The organism is Erythrobacter sp. SCSIO 43205, from assembly GCF_019904235.1.
Taxonomy (GTDB): Bacteria; Pseudomonadota; Alphaproteobacteria; order Sphingomonadales; family Sphingomonadaceae; genus Erythrobacter.
The window spans coordinates 3,104,267-3,119,048 of the sequence record NZ_CP063202.1 but is presented as its reverse complement, the minus strand read 5'-3'; the positions used below and the strand labels follow the sequence as shown (position 1 = coordinate 3,119,048).

Sequence of the window (14,782 nt, the reverse complement as noted above, 5' to 3'; positions counted from 1 at the left end):
TACAACGTAAACCGGCCTAGCCTTCCGGCTTTTCGCTCTCTTCGTCGTCTTTACGCGCGGCTTCTTCAGCCTCGCGGGCCTCACGCTCGGCGCGCATCTCGCGCACTTCGCGGCGCATTTTCCACCACTGCCAAAAGCACACGCCAATCGCGATGGAATAGAAAAACGCAATCTCCAGCCAGCCCAGATTCTCGGTGATGTTCTTGCTGTAGTCTTCCATCAGAGGTCCTCCCCCAGCGTCTCCTGTGCGAAATCTAAAATTTGCTGAGCCGCGAGTTCCGGAGCCTCTTCATGCGCCAAATGGCCAAGGCCCGCTAGCACTTCCAATCGCGATGTCGGCAGCCAGCCATGCGCCTCTTGAGCCCAATCCAGCGGGATTGCCGCGTCCATGTCCGAATGCACCATCAGCACGGGATTGGTGATCTCGCCCATCCGGCTGCGCAGGGTTGGCAGATCCCAATTGGCCATCATCGACAGCGCGCCCTTGGTGTGGGCTGCGTTCTTGATAAGCGCTGCGTAACAAGCAAGGCCCTCTTGATCGATGTGCGACCGGGTCGAGCGATAGATGAAGCGTTCCGCCTCTTCGCCAAAGCTCGCCATTTTGGAGAAAACGCGCGGCACGAGGGGGTTCACGAAAAGCAGCTTGGCAATCGCCGGGAAGATTTCAGCAGCAGGGCCGGGGAAGGGGCGAAGGGCGGCATTGAGACCCACGATAGGCCCGTTGAACCCATGATCGAGCGCGCCTTGCAGTGCGAGCGCAGCGCCTGCGGAATGACCGATGATCATGTCGGGCGCAAAGCCGGTAGCACCGAGCAGGTCGCGGATCGCGCGCGCCATACCGACGAGCGATGTGTCGTCTGGCGCGTGTCCTGTGGTGAAGGCGTGCCGGGGCAGATCGGGCGCCAGAAGCTCGTAATCATCCGCCAAGATCGGTGCGAGCCCGCGCCATGAGTGGACAGACCCCCCGGTGCCGTGGAGAAGGAGAATGCGGGGCTGCCCTGCCTGCCCGAAGCGTTGAACGTGCCATGTCGCGTGGCCTTGAGAAATAAATTCGCTTGCCTCGCGATGGGGCCACAGGCGTCCTTCGCGCTCCCAGTTGAGTGAACGGCTCATGCCGGTTCAATGCCGCAGATCGCAGTGTGTAGCGTCTTCGCGTCGGCGCGCGGTAGGGCAAGGTATCGCGCCTGCATGGCCTCGGCGAGCTCGCCTCCTTCGCGGCTGGCGCGTGCGGAGATGTCGACCACAAGCGCGTCCAGCCTCTCGCGCGCAATCGCCTTGGCGGCGTTCTTCGCATCTTCGCCCGCTTGGCGGCGTCCGGGCTGGCCGTCTGCTCCGATATTGGCGCGCCCGTCGGTGAGGACGATGAGGCTGGGTGTTCGCCCGCGCCCCCGCACCGAATGCGCAAGCTCGCGCGCGGTATTGAGGCCCATGGCAAGCGGCGTGCCGCCTCCACCGGGAAGTTCGGCGAGTGCGCGGCGGGCTCTGGTGAGCGAGCGTGTGGGAGGAAGCAGCAATTCGGCAACCTCCCCGCGAAAGGCGATAAGCGCAACCTCGCTGCGGGTGACATAGGCTTGGGCAAGCATCAGCTCGACCGCGCCCTTGGCTTCGGCAAGGCGAGCTGCGGCAGCCGAGCCGGAGGCATCGACGGCAAAGATGGTAACCCGCGCGGCCTTCTCCTCAAAGCGGCGAACGCGCAGGTCGTCTTTGCGCATGATCAGCGGCGCATCGCTCTCCGCGCCCACTTCGCGCTGCCGCACCCCCTGCCACGGGACTGCCGCGCGCAATGTGTCGATCATGGCGAGGCGAGCGCCGCCGCGAGGCATTCCGGGACGCGCACCCAGAGGCTTGCCGCGAAGCCCGCTCTTGCGCTTTTGCCCTGATCCCGACGCGCCCGGTGCACGCGGGGCAAGACCCTTGGCGAGCTGGGCTAAAAGGTCGGCGGGGATGGCGGCAGCAGCGGCTTCGACCACCTTGTCTTCGAGCTTTTGGTCGGTGGATTGCTGATTGTTCTCTTGCGGGTCCTCGCCCGGTTCGGGCGGCGGCGCATCGTCCGCTTCGGGCTCTTGCGGAGGCGGGGGGAGCTGCTTCGCGCGCGGGGCCAGCACAAGGCGTGCGGCTGCCTCAAGGTCAGCGCGTTCAACCTCATCGCGCCCCGCCATCGCTGCATGAGCCCGCGCCGCCTCGCTTGCATGGATCAGCGCGCGCACTGAGTGCACTCCCAAAGCGGCACCCGTCGCCGCAATCGCGCCGAGCGCTTCATCATTGAGGGGAGCAGCCTCGCCCCTTTGGGCAGGCCCAAGCGATGCCTCACGCTCGCGCGAATGGGTAAGATCACACTGAAACGCGAGCCGCTCCATCAGCGAGGGCGGTGGCCCCTCATCGGCCTCGCGCGCATCGTCTAGCAGGATCAGCGCCACGCGTTTGTCGTCCAAAGCCTGTGCCAATCGCCCTGCCAAAGCTTCATCCATGCGTTCAGCCATCGGCACGATCAGCACTGTGCCATCGGCCTCGGTCAGCAGGCCTCTCGTCTCAACCGGCCTTCCAGCGGCCAAGCTCGCCGCTATGTCGATCCCGCCCAGCAGCCGTTCGTCATCGACATGAGCGGGCAAGCGGCGGGTTGGGTGTTTATCCGCAATCGCTGTCACCAAAGCGTCACGCTCAGGCGAGCTTCCCCGCAGCACCATGCCGCCAAAGCCCAGCGGATTTTGGGTGAAGAGCGTTGCGGCGATGCTAGCGTCGTTAAGGGGATCGACCGGGGTGCTTGCCCCGCTCACCCGAACAGCTCGTCGATAGCGCGGGTGATGCGCGCGGTAGAGCCTGTTTCATCCAGAACATCGCGCCGCAAACGGTGGCGCAGGGCCGATGGCGCGACCGCTATCAGATGCTCGCGCTTGACTGAACGCGCGCCTTGCAAGGCAGCGAGCGCACGCGCGGCGCGCATCAAGGTGAGCTCTCCGCGAAGGCCATCTGCGCCCACCGCCATGCACAGATGGGCGGCATCAGTGAGGATGTCTTCAGACGGCTCCAACTTCGCAAGCTTGGCTTTGCCGCGCGCGATTTGTTTAAGGATCTTTGCGTCCTCATCGGCCCATTGGGCCGCGAAGCCTTCGGGGTCGCGTTCGTTTGCGGCGACAAGGCGCATGATTTCAACGCGGGTCTCGATTGTCTCTGGCGTGCGCACTTCGACTGAGAGGCCAAAGCGGTCGAGCAATTGCGGGCGCAGTTCGCCCTCTTCCGGGTTGCCGCTGCCGATCAGAACGAATTTGGCCGGGTGGCGAACGGACAAACCTTCGCGCTCGACCACATTCTCACCTGACGCCGCCACGTCGAGGAGCAGGTCCACCAAGTGGTCTTCGAGAAGGTTGATTTCATCGATGTAGAGAAAGCCCCGGTGCGCTTTGGCGAGAAGGCCGGGTTCAAACCCCTTTTCGCCCGAACGCAGAGCTTTCTCAAGGTCGAGCGAGCCAACCACCCGGTCCTCTGTCGCGCCAAGGGGCAAGTCCACGAAAGGCACAGGCCGCTTGCGCAAAGGGCCTCCGCCGCACACATCCGGATAGTTCTCAGCGTCTTCTTTCGAGCCACCATAGGGGCAATTTGAGTGAGCGGTAATCGGCGGCAGAAGGCTCGCCAAAGCGCGCGCTGCGGTGCTTTTGCCCGTGCCTCGATCGCCAAAGACCATCACCCCGCCAAGCGAGCCATCGACCGCGGCCATAAGCAGCGCCTGCTTCATCTCGTCTTGTCCGACGATGGCGGAGAATGGAAATTTTGCCATTAGAGCAACACAATGGACGTTTCGCGCCAGTTCGACAAGTCCAGTTTACACGTGGACTGACAATCTGGCCTTACATGGGGAGCGCTAGCGCTTACCAGTTCTCGTCAAAAGCAACACAGGCAAAAGCCCGGCAACCAGCAAAAGGAGCGCGGGGATCGAGGCTTCGACCAGCCGTTCATCGCTGGCGAGGCGATAGGTGCGCGTTGCCAAAGTCTCCAGATTGAAAGGCCGCAAGATCAGCGTTGCCGGAAGCTCGCGCACGGTATCGATAAACACCAGCGCTGCGGCGGCAGCGAGGCTGCGGCTCAAGAGCGGCGCATAGATGCGGGCAAGGACGCGCGCAGGGCCAGCTCCCAAAGAGCGCGCGGCGGCGGCGAAAGAGGGCGGGATCTTGCTCATCCCGCCATCGACGCTGTTGTAAGCAACGGTGAGGAAACGGACGCACAAAGCGTAAATGAGGATCGCGCCCGTGCCTGTCAAAATGAGCCCGCCGGAATAGCCGAGCGTGTCTCGCAGCAGGCGAGTGAGCCCAACATCAACCGCGCCAAGAGGCGCGAGCAGTCCCACGGCAAGGAGCGCGCCGGGAAGCGCATAACCAAGGGTGGAGACGCGGATTGAGGCCTTCACCAGCTGGCTTTGCGAACGCGCTTTTGCAAAAGCAAGGAGGAGCGCGGCGATAACGCAAAGCGCGCCAGCGCCAAGTCCCAAACGCAAACTCGCGCCCGCATAGGACCACAGATCGCCCGCCGCTGAGATGGCTTCGGGCGTCATCGACATGGTGATGAGATAGCCTGCCGGGATCAGGAAGCCGAGCGCCACAGGCACCGCGCAAAAGAGCAACGCGAGCACCTTGCCCAAGCGAGAGAGCTGCACCAACGCTTCATCGTCGCGCGATGCGTCCTTACTCGCCGCGCGGCCTTGGCGGGTTCGCGCCTCAAGGATGATCAGGGCGACCACGAACAGCAGCATGACCGCCGCAAGCTTCAATGCGGCCTGTTTGTCGCCCATCGAAAGCCAGCTGCGAAATATGCCGGTCGAGAAGGTGGGTATGGCGAAATATTGCGCGACACCAAAATCGGCGAGAACTTCCATCAGGACCAGCGCCAATCCGCCTGCAATGGCCGGACGCGCCGCAGGCAAGGCGACTTGCCAGAAGGCGCGGGTAGGGGTTGCCCCAAGGCTGCGCGCGGCGCGGAATTGCGACAGGCTTTGCGCAGCAAAAGCGGCGCGGGCGAGAAGGTAGACATATGGGTAAAGCACAATGCCGAGCACGAATGCGCCGCCGGGAAGCGAGCGGATTTGCGGGAACCAGTAATCACCCGGACCAAGGCCAGTCGCGGCGCGAAATGCGGTTTGCACTGGCCCAACAAAGTCGAGCATATCGCCATAAAGATAGGCCGCGATATAAGCGGGCAGAGCGAGCGGTAGGACCAGCGCCCACGCCAGAATCGATCGTCCCGGAAAACGCGTCGCGCTTACTAACCAAGCGCTTCCCGTGCCGAAAACAAGGGCAAATCCGCCCGCCATCGCCATCAGCGCCAGAGTGTTTGCGGTGTAGCGCCACAAAACTGTGCTTGCGAGGTGAGAAATCGCCTCAAACCCGCCATCTGGCGCTGAAATCAGGATTGCGGCAATGGGAAGAAAGGCAAGCGCGGCAAGCACCATTGCGCCCACGCTCCACCCATCCAGAAGCGAATGGCGTTGCACAAGCCCACTTGCAGGGGGAGGGGCGGATTGCTTAAGGCCCATCTCAGTCACGCGCGTCTTAGCCACGGCTGCTCTGCGCCCTCTTGCAATGGACAATCTTGTGAGTCTTGAATTTCAACATATTGCCCATGCTTACACTGGTCGGACCGGGCGGGTGGAAGCCCTGTCGGACATCGCCTTTACAGCGCCTACAGGAAAAATCACCTGCCTGCTTGGCTCGTCAGGCTCAGGCAAGTCAACCTTGCTCAATCTGGCGGCGGGGCTTTTGCCAGTGCAATCGGGCAGTATCAGGGTGGGCGGTGAAGAAATCGCCAGCGCCAATCGCAACCCTCCTCCCGAAGCGCGGCCCGTGGGCCTGGTGTTTCAGGACGGCGCGCTGTTCCCGCATATGACGATAGCCAAGAACATCGCTTTTGGCCTTTCGGGCGGCGGGTCGAATGCGGTGATCGAACAATGGCTGGAGAGGGTGGGGCTCACCGGCCTTGGACCCCGTTTCCCGCACGAGCTTTCCGGCGGACAGCAACAACGCGCCGCCTTGGCCCGTGCAATGGCGCCAGAACCGCAAGTGCTGTTGATGGATGAACCCTTCGCTAGCGTCGACATCGTTCTTCGCCGCCGCCTTCGCCGCGATTGTCGCAGGCTTTTGCGCGAGGCAGGTACGACAACAATTCTGGTCACGCACGATCCCGAAGAAGCGCTGGACATTGCCGATCACATCGCCGTCATGGAAGGGGGGCGGATCGTGCAATTTGGTACGCCAGAGGATTTGCACGATCGCCCGCAGACCCCATCGGTCGGCGCAATTTTCGGCGGAGCGCAGGTGGTGGCAGCGACACGCGAAGGCGAAAGCTTGCGCACCAGCCTTGGCGCTTGGCCGCTGTCCTGCGTCGCCGGCGATGTGCCGGATAGGGGCGAATTGGAGTTGCTGGTCCACGCCGAATTCTTGGACTGCATTGAGGATGCGAGCGGCCTTGAGGTCGTCGATGTGCACCCGTTGGGCGTTGCCAGCAGGCTCGTTTTGCAAACGGCCTCTGGTGAAGAGATCACAGTGCAAACCACCTCCGAAGTGAAAGAAGGCGCATCCTACCGTGTGGTTCCGCGCGATGCGAGCGTGCGCGCCTTCGCAAAAGGATAGCGCGCAAAATCAGCACTTGCATTCGCCAAGATACTATTGCAAGTCATTCGCAAATACCACTGAAGGAACAGTTATGAAGAAAATGATTCTCGGTCTTGGCCTCGCTTTGAGCGTCGTGGCCTGCTCCGACAATGCGGAGACTGCGGGCGATGCCTCTGGCGATAATGGTGTCGTCAATGTCTATTCCTCGCGCCACTACGACACCGACTTGGCGCTTTATGAAGATTTTACCGAGCAGACCGGCATTACGGTCAATCGCATTGAAGCTGATGCCGATGCTCTGATTGAGCGCATCCAGTCCGAAGGCGAATTTTCACCCGCTGACCTGCTTGTGACCGTCGATGCAGGCCGCCTGTGGCGTGCAGAGGAAGCGGGCGTGCTGCAATCGGTGAATTCAGATGTTCTGAATGAGCGTCTGCCCGATTACCTGCGCCATCCAGAAGGCCTGTGGTTCGGGCTCTCCACCCGCGCACGGGTGATCATTTATAACAAGGAAGCGGGCGTTCCAGAAGGCCTCGACACCTATATGGACTTGGCCGATCCTGCGTGGAAGGGCGACATCTGTATTCGCTCGTCTTCGAATATCTACAACATCTCGCTGCTCTCCAGCATCATTGCCAATAAGGGCGAAGAGGCTGCTGAACAGTGGGCCAAGGGCGTCGTTGCAAACTTCGCGCGCGACCCGCAGGGCAATGACACCGCGCAAATCGAAAGCGTTGCGGCGGGCGAATGCCGGATTGCGGTTGTGAACTCCTATTACCTTGGCCGTTTTGCTGGCGGCAATGAGGAAGAGCGCGCGGTGTTCGATGCAATCGGCGTGATCTTCCCCGACCAAGGCGAAGGTGAAAGCGGCACGCATATTAATGTCAGCGGTGCTGGTGTTGTCAAAAACGCCCCTAACCGCGAGAACGCGATCAAATTTCTCGAATATCTCACCAGCGAAAGCGCGCAGCGGTATTTCGCCGATGGTAACAATGAATACCCCGCAGCAATCGGCCTGGCTGGCAATTCCAATCTTGAAGAGATGGGAACCTTCCGCGCTGACACACTTAACGCGGCGACCATCGGTGCTGGTCAAACCAAAGCGGTGCAGATTTTCGACCGCGCGGGTTGGAACTAAAACAAGCATTCAGGGGCGAGGTGTCAAGCCGCGCTTCGCCCCTGAATTGCTAATCTACCTTGATGTAAGTAGCCGAAAGCTTCATTTGCGCGTTCACAACTGACGCGAATCTCGCGTAAACCGCACACATTTTGAGGCCGAAATTGACCGATCCAGCTGTGACATCTCCTATCCCGCCCCGTGACGCTTTCCAAGAAAGTGGCGCCGTTTCGGTTGAGACGATTACCCATGTTCATCAATGGAATGATGACCTCTTCACACTGAAAATGACGCGCCCGGCAAGCTTCCGCTTCCGTTCTGGTGAGTTTGTGATGATCGGCCTTCCCAAAGAAGACGGTAAGCCGCTGCTGCGCGCTTATTCTGTCGCTTCGCCATCATACGATGAGGAATTGGAGTTTCTCTCGATCATCGTGCAGGACGGCCCGCTGACCTCGCGACTGCAACACATTAAAGTCGGCGACCCGATCTATCTCGGCAAAAAGCCGACCGGAACACTTGTGACCGACGCACTGCTGCCCGGTAAGCGCCTATTTATGCTTTCAACCGGCACGGGTCTGGCTCCGTTCATGAGCCTCGTGCGCGATCCGGAAGTCTATGAAATGTATGACGAAGTGATAGTTGTCCATTCCGTGCGCCGGGTGAAAGACCTGGCTTACCGTGATTTGCTCGAAAGCAAACTCGAAGGCGATCCGCTGCTCGAAGACGACCAGCGTGAGCGCATGATCTACGTCCCCACGGTGACGCGCGAAGACTTTCATACGACCGACCGCATACAAGTTCTGATCGACGATGGCCGCCTGTTCAAAGACAGCAAGGGCCCGCAGAAGTTCGATCCGGAAAACGACCGGGTGATGCTGTGCGGCTCGATGGCTATGATCAAGGATCACGCAGCGGATTTGGAAGCGCGCGGTTTCGAAGAGGGCGCGAATAACAAGCCCGGGCAGTTCGTGATCGAACGCGCGTTTGTGGGCTGATCAAACTCTGACGCACCAAGCGTGACTAGGACAATAAAGGGCGCCCATCGCAAATGCGACAGGCGCCCTTTTTGATGGTCGGATAAGATCTAGACGTTCATCCAGCCGCCGTCAGCGACATAGTCCGCCGCGGTAACAAAGCTGGCTTCATCTGAACCGAGAAACACCGCTAGCTCGGCAATTTCAACCGGCTTACCAGCACGACCCAGCGGTGCGCCTTTGCCAGCGAGTGCGTCGAAATCGTCATACATTTCAACTGGTGCGTTCGAGTTTTCGAAGAAATTGGTAGGAACAAGACCGGGGGAGAGCGTGTTCACGCGGATGCCGCGACCGCCCAGTTCGGCTGCCATGGTCCGGGCAAAGCTTCGCACTGCGGCTTTGGTGGCGAAATAGAGGCTTCCGCCTGGTACACCCTTTTGGTGGACCGAGGATGCGGTGAAGATGACCGAGCTGCCGTCCGAAAGCACAGGCAAAATCGCCTTGACGGTGAAGAAGGCGCCTTTTACATTGAGGTCGAACTGACGATCGTAAAGTTCTTCATCGACTTGATCGACAGGGGCAAACATTCCATTCCCGGCGTTGGCAAACAGAATGTCGACCTGGCCCAATTCTTCTTTTGCAAATTGAGCGAGGGACTGAAGGTCGCTTAGCGAGGTGGAATCTGCGACGAAACCTGTTGCACCATCACCAAGTTCGGCAAGTGCGCGGTCGATGCCATCCTGACTGCGGCCAGTGATAATGACCTCCGCCCCTTCCTCCAAATACCTCTGCGCCGAAGCAAAGCCGATGCCCGTTGTACCACCTGTGATAACCGCTTTTTTGCCAGCGAGGCGTGCATTTTGTTTAACCTGTATCATTGTTCAAACTCCTTTTCTTGACTGTTCGGTAAAAATGAGCTAGGGATAGTTGAATGATCAGTCAAGAATTTATTTGAACGAAAGGTCAAAAAAATGCGTTCAGCAAGCTTCGACCGTGAGGAAGTCATTGATAAAATTATGAATGCATTTTGGGAGCACGGGTATGAAGCCACTTCGATCCAGGTGCTGGAGGCTGCGACCGGGCTAAAACGCCAGAGCCTTTACAATGCATTTGGCAATAAGGATGCGATGTTCGAACTTGCGAATGTTCGCTATCAAAATGCGGTTTTGGCAGGGCTGTTGGCAAAGCTTGATCAGGACGATCCAAAACAGGCGTTGCATGAATTTTTCGCAGCGCAGCTTGAAGTATTGGTCGATGATAATCGCCCCTCAGGGTGCTTTGTCGCGGCAGGACAGCAAGAACTTTCCAACAGGCCCGATAACGCTCTTGGCGATGAAATGGTCGCCCTGATTGGTGATCAATACGCTGGGCTGACCGCCGTATTTGAACGCTGGAAGGAGGAGGGCAAGCTGACCGCAGACGCGGAGCCAGGCGCGCTTGCCTCGGTCGTTATGTCCCTTCTTCGCGGACAAGCAGTCATGAGCCGCAATCAAGCGTCACGCTCGATCATAACCGATTGCGCCAATACGCTTCCCATCTTGATGGAGCGCTATCTAGTATCTTGACCACTGGCCGACACTTGCATCTTTCGCGCTTGACCTATCTGTCAGGCCAAGCTTCACTGCGTTTTGAATAACAACGCATTTGATGAGAGAGAGGCCCCATGCTGCAAACAGCGAACCGCACCGCCTATAACGAAGACCACGCCGCATTCCGCGAAACGGTGCGCAAAGTCTTTGCCGAGCATATGGAGCCTTACCTCGATAGCCACGAGGAAGAGGGCATTGTTCCGCGCTCCGCGTGGAAGGCGCTGGGCGAGGCCGGGATGCTGTGCCCCACGGTTTCCGAAGAGAACGGCGGGCTCGGCCTCGATTTCGGTTTCAACTGTGTGCTTGCCGAGGAGCTTTCCTACATGGGCTCGTCCGCTGGCTTCACTCTGCAAAACGACATCACCGTCAATTATTTCGAGCGTCTCGGCAGCCCTGAGCAGAAGGAGAAATACCTTCCGGGCATGATTTCGGGCGATATCATCACCGCGATTGCGATGACCGAGCCGGGTGCTGGCTCCGATCTTCAGGGTATCAAGACCACCGCCAAGGAAGACGGCAATCACCTCGTCATCAATGGTTCGAAGACCTATATCACCAATGGCCAGAACGCCGACGTGGTGATCGTGGTGGCCAAGACCGACCCGACCGCAGGCGCGAAGGGCACCTCGCTGATCCTTGTCGACGCCGACACCCCCGGCTTTGCGCGCGGGCGCAACTTGGACAAGATCGGCCAGCACTCCGCCGACACATCCGAGCTTTTCTTCGAAGACGTGCGCGTGCCCAAAACCAACATCCTCGGCGGCGAAAACCGCGGCTTCATCCACCTGATGGAAGAGCTCCCGCAAGAGCGTCTCTCTATCGCCGTTAGCGCTATGGGCGGGGCGCAGCGTGCATTCGATGAGGCGGTCAGATTCACCAAGGAGCGCAAGGCTTTTGGGAAGACGGTGTTCGAGTTCCAGAACTCCAAATTCACCCTCGCGGACTTGGCGGCCAAGCTGCAAGTGGGCTGGGCGCACCTTGACTGGGCGATTGCGCGGCACTTGAAGGGCGAGCTCACCACGGGCGAGGCTTCAGCGGCCAAGCTCTGGCACACCGAGATGCAATGGGAAATGGTCGATGCTTGCCTCCAACTGCACGGCGGCGCTGGCTATATGAACGAATATCCGATTGCCCGCCTATGGCGCGACGCCCGCGTTCAGCGCATTTATGGCGGCACATCTGAGATCATGAAGGAAGTCGTGAGCCGCGAGATTTGAGGGCGAATGGCGTTGACCAGCGGTTATTCTCCCCGTCGCCCCGTGCTTGACACGGGGCTAGGCTCCTTTCCCATTTCGCCACTGCCAAACCATGTGTCCCACAAGTCGCTCCACTCCGGATTCGCCTCCTCGATTAGCGCAAACTTCCACTCGCGCCGCCATTTCTTGACGAGCTTTTCGCGGGCTATCGCGTCTTCAATCGTCTCATGGCGCTCGGCGAAGACGAGACGCGTCTTGCCAAAATCGCGCACATGGATCGAGCCGGTGCCTTCGCGGTGCTGGTGGGTTCGCGCGAGCAAATCGGCGGTGACGCCAACATACATCCCGCCTCTGAAGCGGTTTGCCATAATGTATATCCATCCGCCCTTTGCCATTCTATCAACCAAAAGAGAGCCAAGCCCCGTGTCAAGCACGGGGCGACGTCAGAGATAGGGAAATGATATGAACAACCCACTCGATTTCACCGGAAAGAGCGTCGTCATCATCGGCGGTTCTAGCGGTATCGGCAACGGCATCGCGCACAGCTTTCGCAAGGCCGGGGCCAAGGTGCTGGTGACAGGTACACGGCCTGACGAGGGCGACTATCTCGAAGCCGAAGACAGCGACTTTACCGGGCTCTCTTACGCGCAGCTCAACGTGAGCAACCGCGATGCGGCTGCGACATTTGCGGCAGGCTTAGGGTCGGTCGACATACTCGTCCAATGTCAGGGCATCGTGCGATATGGGCGAGGTGAGTTTCAGCGGGAGGGCTGGGACGATGTGATCGATGTGAACCTCAATTCGGTGATGGATGTCGCGCGCGCGTTTCACGACAAGCTGGCCGAGGCGGGGGGCACGATGACGGTTGTTTCATCCGTCGCAGGCTTCAAGGCCAATATCGGCAACCCTGCTTATTCGGCTTCTAAGGCGGGCGCGGTCAGCCTTGTCAAAACGCTGGGCGCGGCGTGGGCGAGGGACGGCATCCGCGTAAACGGCATCGCGCCGGGGTTGGTGGCGACCAAAATCACGACGGTTACGACACAGAACCCTGAGCGGCTTGAAGGCGCGCTGCAACGCATACCTTTGCGAAGGCTCGGCACGCCAGAGGATATGGCGGGGGCTGCGCTGTTTCTGGCATCGCCGCTGTCGGCCTATGTTACCGGGCACACGCTGGTGGTCGATGGCGGGCTGACGCTGCAATAATGAGCGGCTTTCCTACGCGCCTACACAGGTGCTAACCTATTCCAACATTTGCGGTTAACGAGGCGCGCGTAAGACTTTGCTCAAAGACACGAAAAAGAGAAGGTATATCAATATTCTAAAGCCAAATTCGAGCCCACAGCTTTTCCGCCTCTGAACAGTGTCTCAAGTGTCTCAAATTTCCTACAAGATATGCGCTATTAAAGGAGCGTTGCCATGAAATTCACCCGGCTTGGAAATTCCGGCCTCACCATCTCTCAGCTTTGCCTTGGCTGCATGACCTATGGCGACAAAAGCGCCGGATGGCATGGCGACTGGCTGCTCGATGAAGACGAAAGCCGCCCTTTCTTTCGCCAAGCGCTAGAGGCTGGGATCAACTTCTTCGACACCGCCAATGGTTATGCGGGCGGGACGTCTGAGGAAATCACCGGCAAGCTTTTGAAAGAGATGGCCTACCGTGATGAGATCGTGGTGGCGACCAAGGCTTTCATCCCATGGCGGCGCGCGCCCAACACCGGGGGCTTGTCGCGCAAGAGTTTGATGCAGGCTATCGACGACAGCTTGATGCGGCTTGGCATGGACTACGTTGACCTTTTCCAGATCCACCGCTGGGACGATGAAACCCCGATCGAGGAGACGATGGAGGCGCTGCACGACATCGTGAAGTCGGGCAAGGCGCGCTATATCGGGGCCTCATCCATGTACGCGTGGCAATTTGCTAAGGCGCAGGAAACCGCGCGCGCAAATGGTTGGACGCGCTTCATCTCAATGCAGAACCAGCTCAATCTCCTATACCGCGAGGAAGAGCGCGAGATGATCCCGCTTTGTGCAGATCAGGGCGTGGGGCTGATCCCATGGAGCCCGCTGGCACGCGGACGCTTGGCGCGGCCCTTGGGCGAAACCACGGTGAGAAGCGAAACCGATGGCGTGGGTAAGCGGCTTTATAAAGAGGGTGATGAGGCCGATGCGGCGATCATCAATGCGCTTGGCCAGCTGGCTGAGGCGCGCGGCGATAAAATGGCGAGCCTTGGCCTTGCCTGGCACTATACCAAAGGGGTCGCAGCGCCCATCATTGGCGCGTCCAAGCCGCATCATATTGATGATGCCGTGGCGGCGCTCGACATTGAATTGTCGGACGAAGAAATCACCAAACTCGAAGCGCCTTACAGGCCAAAAATGCCCTCCGGCCTCGCCATGCCTTTGGCCCCGCTGGATCAGGTCAGCGTGAAGGAGAAAGGCGGCTAAACTCTTTATTCGCGCGTCATAAACGCGTCACAGATTTGCGCCAATCCTGCCCTTCGCGAAAGCTTTTCCAAATGGGGCAAGAGGCGCAATGGAAGTGGTCAATATTTTCCTCACCTCATCGCTTGAGGAAGGGCACGAGGATTTTGTTCACGGCGACCAACGTTTTGTGTTCGATCTGATTAATGCCAACGGTCCACAGCGCCTGGTTGATGGCCCGGTCTGGGCCTTTGTCGATTGGGTGATGGACGATCTTGCCGGCCTTGAAATGTGCCGCCGGTTGCGCGCTGATCCTCGCACTGCTGAGGCTCATGTGACCATGGTGCTGGAGCAGGGCGATGAAGAGGCCAACGAAGAGCATCGCAGGCGGGCCCTGAATGCAGGGGCGGACGATTATCTTGTTGGACCACTTGACCGAACGACTGTCCTTGACCGCGTGCTGGCCCTGCAATCCCGGCGAAGTCTTGCAAACACAGTTGCCGGGATGGAGAAGGGTGCGTTGTTGATCGATATGGCGGCATTGCAGGCGCGTTGGAACGGTAAGGTGATCGAAGCGCGACCTAATGAGTTCCGGCTGCTTCGTTACTTTGCGGAGAATTCAGGCCGCGTGATGAGCCGCGAGACGATTATCGCCGGGCTTGGCAAAACTGAGCCGCCTTTGGATGAGCGCACCGTGGATGTTTGGGTGGGCCGCCTGCGCCGCGCGATCAAGGCAGCAGGTGGGGGCAATCCGCTGCGAACTGTGCGTTCGGTCGGTTACGTCCTCGACCTCTAAAACGCACCGCTGACGCCGTGTGCAGGCGTTTTCCTACTTCGCTCTCACTTGATACCCCGCTCGCCTCATCCACAAAAAAGGCCGCTCCTTTCG

Annotated in this window: 15 protein-coding genes; 8 read left to right on the top strand and 7 right to left on the bottom strand. The window is 59.4% G+C overall.

From position 1 onward, the window contains the following. Positions 1-16: 16 nt before the first annotated feature. The 5 genes from INR77_RS14720 to INR77_RS14700 all read right to left on the bottom strand — a co-directional run bounded on the left by INR77_RS14720 (position 17) and on the right by INR77_RS14700 (position 5,545). The gene (locus tag INR77_RS14720; protein WP_223071757.1) at positions 17-220 is read right to left on the bottom strand and encodes a hypothetical protein; all 204 of its coding nucleotides are present in this window, start codon (positions 218-220) and stop codon (positions 17-19) included. Next, the gene (gene bchO, locus INR77_RS14715) at positions 220-1,113 is read right to left on the bottom strand and encodes an alpha/beta fold hydrolase BchO (RefSeq protein ID WP_223071756.1); all 894 of its coding nucleotides are present in this window, start codon (positions 1,111-1,113) and stop codon (positions 220-222) included. Before bchO ends, INR77_RS14720 begins: the two co-directional genes overlap by 1 nt. After that, complete coding sequence (locus INR77_RS14710) at positions 1,110-2,774, bottom strand: magnesium chelatase subunit D (RefSeq protein ID WP_223071755.1); 1,665 nt, start codon at positions 2,772-2,774, stop codon at positions 1,110-1,112. Before INR77_RS14710 ends, bchO begins: the two co-directional genes overlap by 4 nt. Then, entirely contained in the window at positions 2,771-3,772 is a 1,002-nt protein-coding gene (locus INR77_RS14705) for an ATP-binding protein (protein WP_223071754.1), read from the bottom strand. The genes INR77_RS14710 and INR77_RS14705 overlap by 4 nt, the downstream gene beginning before the upstream one ends. A gap of 84 nt (positions 3,773-3,856) precedes the next feature. Next, entirely contained in the window at positions 3,857-5,545 is a 1,689-nt protein-coding gene (locus tag INR77_RS14700) for an iron ABC transporter permease (RefSeq protein ID WP_255573810.1), read from the bottom strand. A 34-nt stretch (positions 5,546-5,579) separates the two neighbouring features. Here INR77_RS14700 and INR77_RS14695 point away from each other — a divergent pair, with 34 nt between their 5' ends. The 3 genes from INR77_RS14695 to INR77_RS14685 all read left to right on the top strand — a co-directional run bounded on the left by INR77_RS14695 (position 5,580) and on the right by INR77_RS14685 (position 8,708). Further along, on the top strand, positions 5,580-6,614 hold the full coding sequence (locus INR77_RS14695) for an ABC transporter ATP-binding protein (protein WP_223071753.1): 1,035 nt from the start codon (positions 5,580-5,582) through the stop codon (positions 6,612-6,614). A 73-nt stretch (positions 6,615-6,687) separates the two neighbouring features. Beyond that, positions 6,688-7,734, top strand: coding sequence for a Fe(3+) ABC transporter substrate-binding protein (locus INR77_RS14690; RefSeq protein ID WP_223071752.1), 1,047 nt, complete (start codon positions 6,688-6,690; stop codon positions 7,732-7,734). 143 nt (positions 7,735-7,877) lie between these two features. Next, positions 7,878-8,708 (top strand): ferredoxin--NADP reductase, encoded by an 831-nt coding sequence (locus INR77_RS14685; RefSeq protein WP_305040808.1) that lies wholly within the window; start codon positions 7,878-7,880, stop codon positions 8,706-8,708. Positions 8,709-8,797: 89 nt separating this feature from the next. On the opposite strand, the gene INR77_RS14680 is transcribed toward INR77_RS14685, so the two are convergent. Next, positions 8,798-9,565, bottom strand: coding sequence for an SDR family oxidoreductase (locus INR77_RS14680; RefSeq protein WP_223071751.1), 768 nt, complete (start codon positions 9,563-9,565; stop codon positions 8,798-8,800). Positions 9,566-9,658: 93 nt separating this feature from the next. On the opposite strand from INR77_RS14680, the gene INR77_RS14675 reads away from it, so the two are divergent. Next, positions 9,659-10,252 carry a TetR/AcrR family transcriptional regulator gene (locus INR77_RS14675; protein WP_223071750.1) on the top strand — a complete coding sequence of 198 codons (594 nt, stop codon included), beginning with the start codon at positions 9,659-9,661 and terminating at the stop codon, positions 10,250-10,252. 98 nt (positions 10,253-10,350) lie between these two features. Further along, positions 10,351-11,493, top strand: a complete 1,143-nt coding sequence (locus tag INR77_RS14670; protein ID WP_223071749.1) for an acyl-CoA dehydrogenase family protein — start codon at positions 10,351-10,353, stop codon at positions 11,491-11,493. Between the two features lie 23 nt (positions 11,494-11,516). Here the strand turns inward: INR77_RS14670 and INR77_RS14665 are convergent, their stop codons facing one another. Then, positions 11,517-11,867, bottom strand: a complete 351-nt coding sequence (locus tag INR77_RS14665) for a GIY-YIG nuclease family protein (RefSeq protein WP_223071748.1) — start codon at positions 11,865-11,867, stop codon at positions 11,517-11,519. A 67-nt stretch (positions 11,868-11,934) separates the two neighbouring features. Between INR77_RS14665 and INR77_RS14660 the strand changes: the two genes are divergently transcribed. From INR77_RS14660 to INR77_RS14650, 3 genes are all read left to right on the top strand, one after another. Beyond that, positions 11,935-12,675 carry an SDR family NAD(P)-dependent oxidoreductase gene (locus INR77_RS14660; protein WP_223071747.1) on the top strand — a complete coding sequence of 247 codons (741 nt, stop codon included), beginning with the start codon at positions 11,935-11,937 and terminating at the stop codon, positions 12,673-12,675. Between the two features lie 213 nt (positions 12,676-12,888). Further along, positions 12,889-13,917 carry an aldo/keto reductase gene (locus tag INR77_RS14655; protein ID WP_223071746.1) on the top strand — a complete coding sequence of 343 codons (1,029 nt, stop codon included), beginning with the start codon at positions 12,889-12,891 and terminating at the stop codon, positions 13,915-13,917. Positions 13,918-14,005: 88 nt separating this feature from the next. Continuing rightward, positions 14,006-14,689, top strand: a complete 684-nt coding sequence (locus tag INR77_RS14650; protein ID WP_223071745.1) for a response regulator transcription factor — start codon at positions 14,006-14,008, stop codon at positions 14,687-14,689. Positions 14,690-14,782 lie beyond the last annotated feature (93 nt).